Annotated in this window: 6 protein-coding genes; 3 read left to right on the plus strand and 3 right to left on the minus strand. The window is 58.5% G+C overall.

Going from position 1 to position 12983, the window contains the following annotated elements; genetic code table 11:
- Positions 1 to 860: 860 nt before the first annotated feature.
- A complete protein-coding gene (gene pta / locus DSL70_RS02645; protein ID WP_119306597.1) occupies positions 861 to 2951 on the plus strand; it encodes a phosphate acetyltransferase in 2091 nt (696 codons plus the stop codon).
- Positions 2952 to 3085: 134 nt separating this feature from the next.
- Here pta and DSL70_RS02650 read toward each other — a convergent pair whose 3' ends face one another.
- Together DSL70_RS02650 and DSL70_RS02655 are read right to left on the minus strand one after the other, a co-directional pair.
- Positions 3086 to 6190, minus strand: coding sequence for an efflux RND transporter permease subunit (locus DSL70_RS02650; protein ID WP_119306313.1), 3105 nt, complete (start codon positions 6188 to 6190; stop codon positions 3086 to 3088).
- Positions 6191 to 6195: 5 nt separating this feature from the next.
- Complete coding sequence (locus DSL70_RS02655) at positions 6196 to 7356, minus strand: efflux RND transporter periplasmic adaptor subunit (protein WP_162916292.1); 1161 nt, start codon at positions 7354 to 7356, stop codon at positions 6196 to 6198.
- A 626-nt stretch (positions 7357 to 7982) separates the two neighbouring features.
- On the opposite strand from DSL70_RS02655, the gene DSL70_RS02660 reads away from it, so the two are divergent.
- Positions 7983 to 9401, plus strand: coding sequence for a mannose-1-phosphate guanylyltransferase/mannose-6-phosphate isomerase (locus tag DSL70_RS02660; RefSeq protein WP_119306315.1), 1419 nt, complete (start codon positions 7983 to 7985; stop codon positions 9399 to 9401).
- A 192-nt stretch (positions 9402 to 9593) separates the two neighbouring features.
- Here the strand turns inward: DSL70_RS02660 and DSL70_RS02665 are convergent, their stop codons facing one another.
- Complete coding sequence (locus tag DSL70_RS02665) at positions 9594 to 11753, minus strand: malate synthase G (protein ID WP_119306316.1); 2160 nt, start codon at positions 11751 to 11753, stop codon at positions 9594 to 9596.
- 278 nt (positions 11754 to 12031) lie between these two features.
- Between DSL70_RS02665 and DSL70_RS02670 the strand changes: the two genes are divergently transcribed.
- Positions 12032 to 12859, plus strand: coding sequence for a bifunctional allantoicase/(S)-ureidoglycine aminohydrolase (locus tag DSL70_RS02670; RefSeq protein WP_119306317.1), 828 nt, complete (start codon positions 12032 to 12034; stop codon positions 12857 to 12859).
- The last annotated feature ends 124 nt before the right edge of the window (positions 12860 to 12983 follow it).

Genomic DNA, 12983 nt, shown 5'->3' on the forward strand with positions numbered 1-12983 from the left:
AGGGATGTTGGCCGTTCGAAGCCATCTGCTGGTGAAGCGGGATATCCAGAATTTGTTCACTAAAAAGTGCTTTTGTCAGAGCAAATTTTTTGAGCGTCATTTTGTCTTCGTATAATCGCGTATTTGCTATGCAGATTGTCAAATGATGGAATTTTGCTCGAAAATTGGCCTGTCTCTTGGCTTTTTGCTTGAGCACCCCCGGAGTCATGGTCTGTGTGCGGACCGCCGCAAGGCAGGGGGCGTGGTTTGCAATGCAAAATAAGCCAATGTTTTCTTTGCGTTCTTTCGGCTCTCGAAGGGAGGGGAAAAGGACCTGATGCTTTCCCCTTCCTCTGGTCGGTGTCGGCTTTGATTGGCCGGGGGGACATGGTTGTTGTACCGTCATGCGATGCTTTGAGGGAGGGCTGCCATGAGAAAATCGGGTAGCTGTTTGACATGGCCCGCAGCAGGCCCTTGAAGAATCTGCCAAGATCCTGCTTTCGCTGGAAAAATGCATGATGACGCCGGGGAGAAGGCACTTGACGACCGCCCCGTCTTGGCCTATCGCCTTAAGTCGTACGTTCCACTTTCGGACTCTTGTGATGCCTTTGTCGTGACCCTTGGGTGTCGGCGAGCAGTCCTTTGACGTGCATGCCATTTTCAACGATTGCCCGGATGCCGCCTGGTCGGCATCGCACATGACGCCGGGTCAAAGGATATCTGCCTTCGGGCATCTCCGGTGTCATTTCAAGGACGATAACCGCCAAGGTCTGCAGCTCTCTTCATCTCCTCCTGAACGGGAGCGCAGCATTCAGGGTGACCGTGCATTCATTGTTGCAGTGATGATGCCGAGGCCACCACAACAAAAGGACAGAAGCTTCATGACCGCTCCTGCGAAACCCCGCACACTCTTCCTGACGCCGACGACGGATGCCTTCCGCCTTGCCACTCCGGCGCTCGGGCTGGTTCGTGCCCTGCAGCGCGCTGGCCACACGGTGGCATTTGCCAAACCGGTTGCCGATTCCACCATGGAAGATGGCGAAGAAGACATTTCGGTGCATTTTGCCCGTTCGCTTTGCAATCTGACGGTACCGGAACCGATTTCCCTTTCCCATGCCGAAGACCAGATCCGCTCCGGCAACATCAGCACCCTGCTCGAAGACATCGTAGCACTGGTTGAAGAAGCCCGCGGCGATGCCGAAATCGTGGTCGTCGAAGGTGTGGTTCCGGCTGAAGATCACAACCTGATCAGCGATCTGGACGTCGCCATGGGCCGCAGCCTCGCTGCCGAGGTCATTGCCGTTCTTTCCGGCAAGTCCGGTGATGTCGACACCATCGTTGATGCCGTGCGCGATGTTGCTCTGCGCGTCAACACCGCAGTGCGTCCGCTTGCCGGTGTCATGATTGGCCGCCTGCCGGATGTTGCCCTTGCCAGCGACATCAAGATTGCGCTTGAGAAAGCCAACCTCAACTTCCCGGTGATTGCTGCCTATCCGGTTACCCAGTATCTCAATGCACCGCGTCTGACCGACGTTGTGGACGAGCTTGGCTGCAAGATCCGCTATAAGGGCGGCCTTGAAAGCGCTCGCATGGAAGATGTCGTTGTGGCTGCCCGTCCGCCGGAACATCTGGTCAAGCTGTTCAAGCCAGGCACTCTGGTTGTCACCCCGGGCGACCGCTCCGATGTCATCATGACGACGGCGCTGGCCCAGAGCTCCGGCATGCCGATTGCTGGCCTGATGCTGACTTGTGGCGTTCCGCTTTCCTCGTCGCTGGATGAGTTCCTCAGCGCCCGTTTCTCTGATCTGACCATTCTGGAAGTCGAGGAACAGACCTTCGACGCCGCCACCCACCTGGCAGCCATGGACCGTCGCGTTCGTCTTGGTGACGACCAGCGCATGGAAGTGCTGATGGACCACACCGCCGATCATACTGATCTGTCGGCTCTGCGTCTTGATGACACTGGTGATGCCACGGTGCACATGCCTCCTCCGATGTTCCGCCATCGTCTGATCAAGGATGCCAGCCGGGCCGGGGCGACCATCGTCCTGCCGGAAGGGGACGAACCTCGCACGCTGCGTGCTGCCGTCATCTGCGCCGAGAAGAAAATCGCCCGCTGCCTGCTGCTGGCCAAGCCAGCCGACGTGAAGGCGGTTTCTGAAAGCCATGGCATTTCCTTGCCGGATACGCTGGAAATCGTTGATCCGGACAGCATCCGCGGAAAATACATCGCGCCGATGTGCGAGCTGCGCAAGAAGAAGGGCCTCACCCCCGAGCAGGCTGAAGCCCAGCTGGAAGACAATGTGGTGCTCGGCACCATGATGCTGGCTGTCGGCGATGTGCAGGGGCTGGTATCCGGCGCGGTTCACACCACCGCCTCCACCGTGCGTCCTGCCCTGCAGCTGATCAAGACCGCTCCGGGCAACTCCATCGTGTCGTCGGTCTTCTTCATGCTGATGCCGGATCAGGTTCTGGTCTATGGCGACTGCGCCATCAACCCGGATCCGGATGCAGCCCAGCTGGCTGAGGTTGCCATGCAGTCCGCCGATTCCGCCAAGGCATTCGGCATCATTCCGAAGGTTGCCATGATCTCCTACTCCACCGGCACCTCCGGTGTTGGCGCTGACGTGGACAAGGTTCGGGAAGCAACGGCAATCGTCAAGGAAAAACGCCCTGACATCATCATCGACGGCCCGATCCAGTATGACGCAGCCTCGGTGGAAAGCGTCAATCGCCAGAAGGCTCCGGGCAGCCCGCTCGATGGTCATGCCAACGTGTTCATCTTCCCGGATCTGAATACCGGCAACACCACCTACAAGGCTGTGCAGCGGTCTGCTGACGTTGTGTCCGTCGGCCCGATGCTTCAGGGCCTGCGCAAGCCGGTCAATGACCTGTCGCGCGGCGCTCTGGTAGATGACATCGTCTACACCATTGCTCTGACCGCCATTCAGGCCGGTGCCGAAAAGGCCTGATCTGACAGGATCTGGCGAATAAGGTTTGGCGTTTCCGTCAAACGATAGAAACAAAAAGCTCTCGGGTGGTTCACCCGAGAGCTTTTCTTTTGAGCGGGACCGCCCGATGGCGGGTAAGTCTGGAGGCCTTCGCCTCACACTGATTGTTGCTGGGCGATCTCCTGTTCGAGCCGATGGCTTGCTGCTCCCGGTTCGCCGCCGAGCGGTGCCAGCCAGCGATAGAGTACGGGGATGAGGAACAGGGTGAACAGGGTGGCAAAGCCCAACCCGCCGACCACGACCCAGCCAACGGCGATGCGGGCTTCGGCTCCGGCACCTGACGTGATGATCAGTGGCAGGCCGCCGAAGACGGTGGACACCATGGTCATCATCACCGGACGGATACGCAGGCTTACTGCATCCCGGATGGCGCTGTCGATATCCTGTCCGCGCTCCCGCAACTGGTTGGCGAACTCGACGATCAGGATACCGTTCTTGGCCATCACGCCGATTAGCATCACAAGGCCGATCTGGCTGTAGTAGTTCAGCGTGCCGCCGGTGATCATGATCGCCAGCATGGCCGCCGCCAGCCCGAAGGGGACGGTGATCATGATGATGGTGGCGGAAACGAAGCTTTCGAACTGGGCAGCCAGCACGAGGAAGACGATGATCCCGGCAATGCCGAAGATCAGCAATGTACCCGCCCGGCCGCTATCAAGCTCACCGGCTTCGCCAAGCAGCTTGACGCTGGTGCCCTGTGGCAGGACATCATGGGCGATTGCCCGCATGCGCTCGACCGCCTGCCCAAGATCGACACCGCGCGGCAGGTTGGCGTTGATGGAGATGGCCAGCGATCCACTTTCGCGGGCATAGGACGCCTGGCTCAGCACCTGGGTGAAGCTGGCCACGGAAGACAGCGGGATGATGTTGCCGCTGCTGGTGCGGGCGAACATGCGTTCCAGATCGCTGGCGTCATTGACCGGCCAGCCGCCATCAGGGTTGATGGTCAGGTCCACCTCCTCGCCATCAATGAAGACGGAGGTTGGGGTGAGGCCTTGTGTGACGGCGGAAATGCTGTCGGCGATGGTGTCCGGGGTTATGCCCAGCTCAAGTGCCCGGTCCCGGTCGATGTCGACGCTGATCTGGAGCGAGGTGTCGTTGGAGCTGAGCTGCGGATTGGTGAAGGTGGGATCCTGCTCCATGGCCGCGATCATCTTGTCGGCTCCGTCGACCAGCTTGGGATAGTCATTGCCAGTGACAGCAAAGCTGAGCCCTGACCCTCCGCCACGGATGCCAAGGGAGTTGCCCGAGCGGGCCATGACCCGGATGCTGGCAATGTGGGCCAGCTTCTTGTTGATCTCGGCCAGAATCGTCTGCTGGTCGCGCTCCCTGTCCTGCCAGTTGGCAAGGCGCACGATGACGAAGGCACGGGTGCCGCCGCCGCGCCCGATGAGACTGAGGACAGACTTGACCTCGCCGTTTTCGCGATAGGGCTCAAGGACCTTCTCGACCTGTCCGATCTCGTCGCTCATATAGTCGTTCGAGCCGCCAACCGGGCCTGTGGCGATCATGAAGAACATGCCACGGTCCTCTGGCGGGGTGAGGGTGCTGGTCAGGTTCTGTGCCGCACCGATTGCAAAGACTGCAAAGGCGATGGCAATGCCGATGGTGAGCAGTGGCATGCGAATGGCCTTGTCGACGACGTCAAGGAAGAGGCGCTTGATCAGACCGTCCTGCCTTTCCTCATCGCGGGCTGCTGCTTCCTGCATCTTTCTGGAGGGTTTGCCCGGATCGAGGATCGAGGCCAACATCGGCGCCATGGTCAGGGCCACGACAGAGGACAGGGTGACGCAGAAGGCCAGCACGAAGCCGAATTCCGAGAACACGCCACCGGCCTGACCGGGCAGGAAGGAAATCGGGATGAACACGGCGGCCAGCGTCGCCGTGGTGGAAATCACGGCAAAGAACACCTCGTTGGTGCCGGCAACGGCAGCAAAGCGGGCGCCCTCGCCATCGTGACGGCGGCGGACAATGTTTTCGACCACGACGATGGCGTCATCCACGACCATGCCGGTTGCCAGCACAAGGGCCAGCAGACTGATGGTGTTGACCGAGAAGCCGACAATCCAGATGGCGGCAATCGTGCCGATCAGGGCTACGGGAATGGCGATGGCCGGGATGATGGTGGCGCGCCATGACCTGAGGAACAGGAAGATGACGACAATCACGATGACCACGGCCAAGAGGATGGATTTCGTCACTTCGGTGATGGAGCCTTCGATGAAGATGCCGTCATCGGTGGTGATGGTCAGAGAGACATCGTCAGGGATCTGGGTCTGAAGCTCTGCGACAGCCTTGCGCACGTCCTGCGAGATGGTCAGGGTGTTGCCGACGGACTGGCGGACGATGTCGAGGCCGATCGAGGGGCGACCATTGACGCGGGCCGACTGAGTGGTGTCTTCACCGGTCAACTGCACATTGGCGACATCCGAGATATAGGTGGTTGCGTTGATGCGCAACTTGCCGATCATGTCTGTCGTGACCACCGGATTGACCGAGCGCAGGGTTGTCGTGCTGAGGTCGCTGTCGACCGAGCCGAGGGAGTAATCGTTGCGCAGGGTTTTGAGGGTGGTGCTGATATCGCTAAGCGTCAGGCCGCGCGCCAGCAGTGTGGGCATGGAGACATTGATCCGGAACTCGTTGGCCTTGGCGCCGGTCACCGTGATTTCAGCGATGCCCTCGACCAGATTGAGCCGGTCGGTGATCGGCCCTTCGGCGAGAGTGGTCAGTTCGGCAAGGCTCTTGTTGCCCGAAAGGGCGAGGCGGATGATCGGGTCTGCATCGGCGTTGCTCTTGCGTACCGTGGGGTCTTCCACATCGTCGGGCAACTGGCGCATGGTCTGGGATACGATCTCGCGGGCCTCGTTGGCGGCGATGTCGACATCCACATCGCTGTTGAGGTCGAGCGTGATGCGGCTGCTGCCATAGCTTGATGTGGAGGAGATGTTCTTGACGCCATCGAGCGCACCAAAGGCGTCTTCGAGCACAGAGGTGATTTCGCGGTCGACCACTTCGGCCGATGCGCCTTCATAGGTGGTGCGGACGGACAGCGAGGGCTGGTCAACATCCGGCATTTCCCGCACTTCGACCCCGGAAAGAGCGGCGATGCCTGCGATGATGATCAGGAGATTGATCACGAAGGCCAGAATGGGGCGGGCCACAAAGAGCCGTGTCATGCCTTCAACATGCTTGTTCGACATTGCGGCTACTCCGTGCGGGTGGATGCGGTGGTGGTGGGTTTCTGGTTGCTGCTACCCCCCTGCTCAGCCACGATCGAGGCGCCGGGACGCAGTTTCTGAACGCCTTCCACGACAACCTTGGTGCCTTCCTTGAGGTCGCCCTCGATCCAGATGGTGTCATCCTGCCGGTAGCGGAAGATGACGGGCACCGCCCGGACCTTGCCGTCTTCGGCGAGCCAGACCTGGGTGCCATCGCGGGTCCAGGTGAGGGCCATTGCCGGCAGGGCAGCCAGAGGTTCGGTTTTCTGGCGCAGCATGACCTCAAAGGTCATCCCCGGCCAGAGACGTCCGTCGCCGTTCTCGATTTCAGCCTTCACCGTGATGGTGCGGGTGGTCTCATCGATGGTGCTGTCAAAAGCGATGATCTTGCCTTCGAAGACCTTGCCGTTGATGGCCGGGGTGGTGACATAGACCTCCTTGTCAAGCTCAAGCAGATTCATTGCCCGTTCCGGCAGCTCGAAGGTCACAAGAATGGTTTCGGTGTTGTTGATGTCGACGATCTTGGCGCCGTTCGAAAGAAAATCGCCCACTTCCCATTCGGCCAGGCCCAACCGTCCGTCGATGGGGCTCTTGATGGTGCGGTCTGCAAGTTCCTTCTCGGCCAGAGCCAGATTGCCACGGGCAACGGCGGCGGCCGATTCTGCTTCTTTCATGCTGGTGGCGGTCACGATGCCTGAATTGCGGGATTGCAGCGTGCTGTAGCGTTCAAGCGTGTCTTCGGCCTTGGATAGATTGGCTTCGGCAATTTCCACATTGATGCGCTCGCTGGTGTCTTCCAGTTGCAGCAGGACGTCGCCCTTCGAGACATGGGGGGTGCCTTCGAACATCACGTCCTTGATCTGGCCAGAGACTTCCGAAACGAGGGAAACACTCTGTTTGGCTACGCCCGTGCCGATGGAGCTGAAGGTGTCCTCATAAGGCTTGTAGGTGATGTCGGCGAGCGTCACATAGGTGGCTCCGGCGTTCCTGCCACCCGGCCGTGCCCCTTGGGACTGGCCGGAAGCCGGGCTTCTTGATGCGGTCGGCTGGCCAGACTGATCGGCGAACAATGATGCAAGGCCAGCGGGCAGACCAAATTGATAAATGTAAGCAGCAACAATCAATACAGCCGCGATGAGTAGGCTCATTATGTGTTTCATATTATTGTCCATTTGGGCACATGAATGCAGAATTATACTTTTATCTTATTGGTTTGCGACCGTTTCAAGTAACATTTCTCCTATAATTGTAACTGAGTGTATCCATTTGCATTTCGTTTCTAACTATCTGAAATTACTTGATATTCTCTATCTTGTGATCGGTGGTGAACGGTGACCGGGGTGGCGGCTATCACAGAAATGCGCCTGTGCTTTCTGCTTTTGCCCCTGCTGGTTCTGCCACATTTTTGCCTTGATATCTGTTGCTTAGCGCATTTTGTTGGCGTCTCAGGCCCGCAAGGTTGGGATGCGTGTCGGGGGTGAGGTTCCCGAGGTTCAAGGAGATGCTTGAAAACGCCATGAATGTTCGCTATTCCCTAGGGAACAATCCGAACTACAGCAACAATCCGGTTTTGATGGCTCCTGTTGCGCAAGTGTTTCGGGCTGTGGGACAGTCGTTTCGGAATTGACTATTGTGTCTGTTTTGGTCAAGTCTGGTGCTTGTTTGTTCAGGTCTAGGGCTTGAGAGAATTTTAGCGTGTTTGCCGATCTTCTTCTTTCCATTGTTATGGGAAAATAAGAATATTCAAATTAGATAGCTTAGAAAGTCTGATGTTATGATTACTCCTGTTCTTTTGTGCGGTGGTTCCGGAACCCGTCTTTGGCCCCTTTCGCGCAAAAGCTACCCAAAGCAATTTGTTCCGCTGGTTGGTGATGAAACGCTGTTTCAGGCTTCTGCCAAGCGCCTTCATGGCGACCAGTATGCCTCGCCGATCATTGTGACCAACTCCGACTTCCGCTTCATCGTGACCGAACAGCTGGTTGAAATCGGTATCGACCCCAGCGCCGTTCTGATCGAGCCATCGGCGCGCAATACGGCGCCTGCAGTTCTGGCTGCAGCGCTGTGGCTTGCTGAGCGGGATCCGGACGCCCTGATGCTTGTTGCGCCGTCTGATCATGTGGTGCCGGATGTTGCAGCCTTTTCGTCCGTGGTGGAAGCCGGTGCTGTCGCTGCGCGGGAGGGTAAACTCGTAACCTTCGGCATCAAGCCCGGTCATGCGGAAACCGGCTATGGCTATCTCGAGCTTGAACTGGACGTATGCGGGGAAATCTCCGCCGTTGATCTGGTGGCCTTTGTTGAGAAGCCGGATCTGGAAAATGCCGAGCGGATGGTGGCATCGGGGAAATATCTTTGGAATGCAGGCATTTTCCTGTTCTCGGTCAAGACCATTATCGAGGCCTTCAGGCAGCATGCGCCAGCTCTCATCGAGCCTGTTGCGCGGTCTCTTGCCAATGGCAAGGAAGACCTCGGTTTCCTGCGCCTCGACCCGGAAGCATGGTCCGAAGCTGACAATATCTCCATCGACTATGCCGTCATGGAACGCGCTGACAATCTGGCGGTGGTTCCATTTGCTTCCGGCTGGTCCGACCTTGGCGGCTGGGATGCTGTCTGGCGCGAGAGCAAGCAGAATGAACTGGGGGTCGCCACATCAGGTGACGCTACGGCGATCGATTGCCGGAACACGCTCTTGCGGTCTGAAGACAGCTCGATGGAGATCGTCGGGATCGGTCTTGAGAATGTTGTCGCGGTCGCGATGCCGGATGCGGTGCTGGTGGCTGATATCACCCGCGCTCAGGATGTGCGCAAGGCGGTGGATGCCCTCAAGTCCAAGAAGGCCCGTCAGGCTGAATCCTTCCCGCGCGATCACCGGCCATGGGGCTGGTTCGAGAGTCTGGTGATCGGCTCGCGCTTTCAGGTCAAGCGGATCGTGGTTCACCCGGGCGGATCGCTCTCCCTGCAATCGCACCATCACCGCTCCGAGCACTGGATCGTTGTGGAAGGCACTGCCAAGGTGACGGTGGATGACGAGGTCAAGTTGCTGACGGAAAACCAGTCGGTGTATATCCCGCTTGGGTCTATCCATCGTCTCGAGAACCCGGGCAAGGTGCCGATGGCGCTCATCGAAGTGCAGACCGGCTCCTATCTCGGCGAAGATGATATCATTCGGTATGAAGACATCTACGCCCGCAGCTGACCGTTTGCGAGAAGCGTCAGTCATGAATTTGCCAAGGGATCGGGTTTGTGTCCGGTCCCTTTTCATTTGGTAGATTGTACCTTCAGTGCTGCGGTGGTTGCGATCGTCCGGGCCTTGGGGTTCGGAGATGCAAAAAGCCCTGCGCTGGGCAGGGCTTTCTTTCGTATTTTATGACTGTAGCAGGCTGACCGCTCAGAGGGCTTCCTGCTTGGCCTGACGGCGGCGGGAATGGAGCAGCGGCTCGGTGTAGCCGTTGGGCTGTTCCCGGCCCTTGAAGACCAGATCGCAGGCGGCGGCAAAGGCAACGGATTCGTCGAAATGGCCGGCCATCGGCTTGTAGAGGGGATCACCGGCATTCTGCTCGTCGACGATGGCGGCCATGCGCTGCATCGTGTCCATCACCTGATCGGCATCAACGATCTTGTGATGCAGCCAGTTGGCGACATGCTGGCTGGAAATACGCAGGGTCGCGCGGTCTTCCATCAGGCCGACGTTGTGGATGTCCGGCACCTTCGAGCAGCCGATGCCCTGATCGATCCAGCGCACCACATAGCCCAGAATGCCCTGCAGGTTGTTGTCCAGTTCCTTCTGGATGGTCTCTGCGTCGAGTTCGCGATCGCCGAGCAGCGGGATGGTGAGGATCTTGCCCAGATCCGCCCGTGGACGGGCGCTGAGGGATACCTGAATCGCAGCAACGCTGACCTGATGATAATGGGTGGCGTGCAGGGTGGCGGCCGTTGGCGACGGCACCCAGGCACAGCTTGCCCCGGCTTTTGGATGGCCGATCTTGCTCTGCATCATGTCGGCCATTTCGTCCGGCTTGGCCCACATGCCCTTGCCGATCTGGGCCTTGCCCTTGAGGCCGGTTTCGAGGCCGATGTCGACGTTCCAGTCCTCATAGGCAGCAATCCACGGCTGGGTCTTGATTTCCTCCTTCGGCAGGAACGGCCCAAGCTCCATGGAGGTGTGAATCTCGTCGCCGGTGCGATCAAGGAAGCCGGTGTTGATGAAGACGATGCGGTCCTTTACCGCGCGGATGCATTCCTTGAGGTTGATCGTGGTGCGGCGTTCTTCGTCCATGACACCGATCTTGATGGTGCTGCGCGGCAGCGAGAAGACGTCCTCGACCGCGCAGAACAGGTCCTCGGCAAAGGCAACCTCTTCGGGGCCGTGCATCTTCGGCTTGACGATATAGATGCTGCCGGTACGGCTGTTGCCCTTGCGCTTGAGGTCATGCAGGGCGCAGGCTGTGGTCATGAAGGCATCCATGATCCCTTCGAAGATCGCCTTGCCCTCGCAGTCGAGAATGGCGTCGTTGGTCATCAGATGGCCGACGTTGCGCACCAGCAGCAGGCTACGGCCGTGCAGGGTCAGCGGTTCGCCCTCGGGTGTGACATACTCGCGGTCAGGGTTGAGCGCGCGGGTCATCATTGAGCCGTTCTTCTCGAAGCTGTCGGCAAGATCGCCCTTCATCAGGCCAAGCCAGTTGCGATAGGCAAGGCATTTGTCTTCGGCATCAACCGCAGCCACGGAATCCTCGCAATCCTGAATGGTGCTGATGGCCGACTCGAGCACGATGTCCTTGACGCCGGCTGAAGACAGCTGGCCAACCGGATCATGCGGGTCGATCTGCAACTCGATATGCAGGCCGTTGTTGACGAACAGGATGACATCATCGCCGCGATGGCCGGCATACTGTGCCGGGTCCTTCAGCATGGCGTCGGCGCCGTTGTAGAGCTCGGCGATCAGGGTTGCGCCGTTGTCGCACAGAACATATTTGGTCACATCGGCATGCTTGGCGTCCTGCAGCGGAACGGCCTCGTCAAGGAACTGGCAGCTCCGGGCGATGACCTCCTTGCCACGGGCCTTGTTGAATTTCCTCGATGGTGCCAGATCGCCTTCGCGACTGACGGCATTGGTGCCGTAGAGCGCGTCATAGAGGCTGCCCCAGCGGGCATTGGCGGCGTTGAGGGCAAAGCGGGCATTCATCACCGGCACGACAAGCTGCGGTCCGGCCAGGGTGGCGATCTCCTCATCGACATTGGCGGTCGAGACCTCGAAGTCCTCGCCCTCCGGCAACAGGTAGCCGATGTCTTCCAGAAAGGCCCGATAGTAAATCGGCTTGAAGGCATTGCCATTGTTCGCCTTGCACCAGGTGTCGATCTGGCTTTGCAGGCTGTCGCGTTTGGCCAGCAGTTCGATGTTTCTCGGGGTCAGCAGGCGCACGGTGTTGGCAAGACCCTGCCAGAAGATATCGGCATCAACATTCGTGCCCGGCAAGATCTCTTCCTCGACCAGAGCGCACAGTTGTGGGTCTACCCGTAATCCAAATTTTTCCAATCGACTGGTCATGTTTCCTTGGTCCTGCTGTTATTGATCTTGAGTGCTTTCCGGTTCGCTTGTCAGCGGCGAGGGCGCTCTCTTTCAAGATGCGCGCGATTATGGACGCAACCTCTCTCTTCTGGAAAGACGAAAATTTCATTTATTTTCTAAAATTTCAAGAAGATGCTTCTTTTCAAAGCAGCGATCATCACGGTTGGCAAAAGAGGGCCGAGACTGTTTGATGAGGGCAGCTTTGAAACCAGCGTCATGATGGCCCAAATGGGTCGAGATGTGAAGGAAGGGACCCCATGTCCTTGCAGAAATACCACATTCCAAAGGGTGGTTTGCCGCCTCAGTCACAACTTTTGACAGACAAGGCAGTCTTCACGCCAAGCTATGCGGTGATTCCGAGGGGAACGATGCGGGATATCGTCTGCAGCCAGCTGCCCTTCTGGAACGGCATGCGGATGTGGGTGCTGGCCCGGCCGATGAGCGGATTTGCCGAAACCTTCTCCCAGTATATCGTCGAGTTGCAACCCGGTGGCGGGTCTGACCGGCCCGAGACCGACGAACGGGCCGAAGCTGCCCTGTTCGTGGTCAGCGGCGAAATCGAGGTGACGGTTGCTGGCAAGGGCGAGACGCATTCCCTTGTTGCGGGCGGGTTCGGCTTCGTTCCGGCTGGCATGGCCTGGACGATCCGGGCGAGCGGCGAGGACCCTGCGGTCTTTCACTGGTTCCGCAAGGCCTATGTCGCCGTCGAAGGGCTTGGTGCGCCGGACCCCATATTCGTCAATGAACAGACAATTGCTCCGATCCCGATGCCTGAGACCGATGGCAAGTGGGCGACGACCCGCTTCATGGATCCGGACGACATGCGCCACGACATGCATATCACCGTGGTGACTTTCGAGCCGGGCGCGGTCATTCCCTTCATGGAAACCCATGTCATGGAACATGGGCTCTACGTGCTGGAAGGCAAGGCGGTCTACAAGCTCAATGAGGACTGGTACGAGGTTGAAGCCGGTGACTTCATGTGGCTGAGAGCCTTCTGCCCGCAGGCCTGCTATGCCGGTGGCCCGGGCAAGTTTCGCTATCTGCTCTACAAGGATGTCAATCGGCACATGGCGTTCCTCTGATGCCGATACGGCATCAGTTGCATGGTGTTTGTTGATTATCTTTTGTAATATCCTGAAACTGTCGTAGTTTTTTCGGCATTCACGAAAGAATGCCGTTGGACTAGTGTTGTTATTGCCCAATTGC

This window comes from Cohaesibacter haloalkalitolerans, assembly GCF_003574655.1.
Lineage (GTDB): Bacteria > Pseudomonadota > Alphaproteobacteria > Rhizobiales > Cohaesibacteraceae > Cohaesibacter > Cohaesibacter haloalkalitolerans.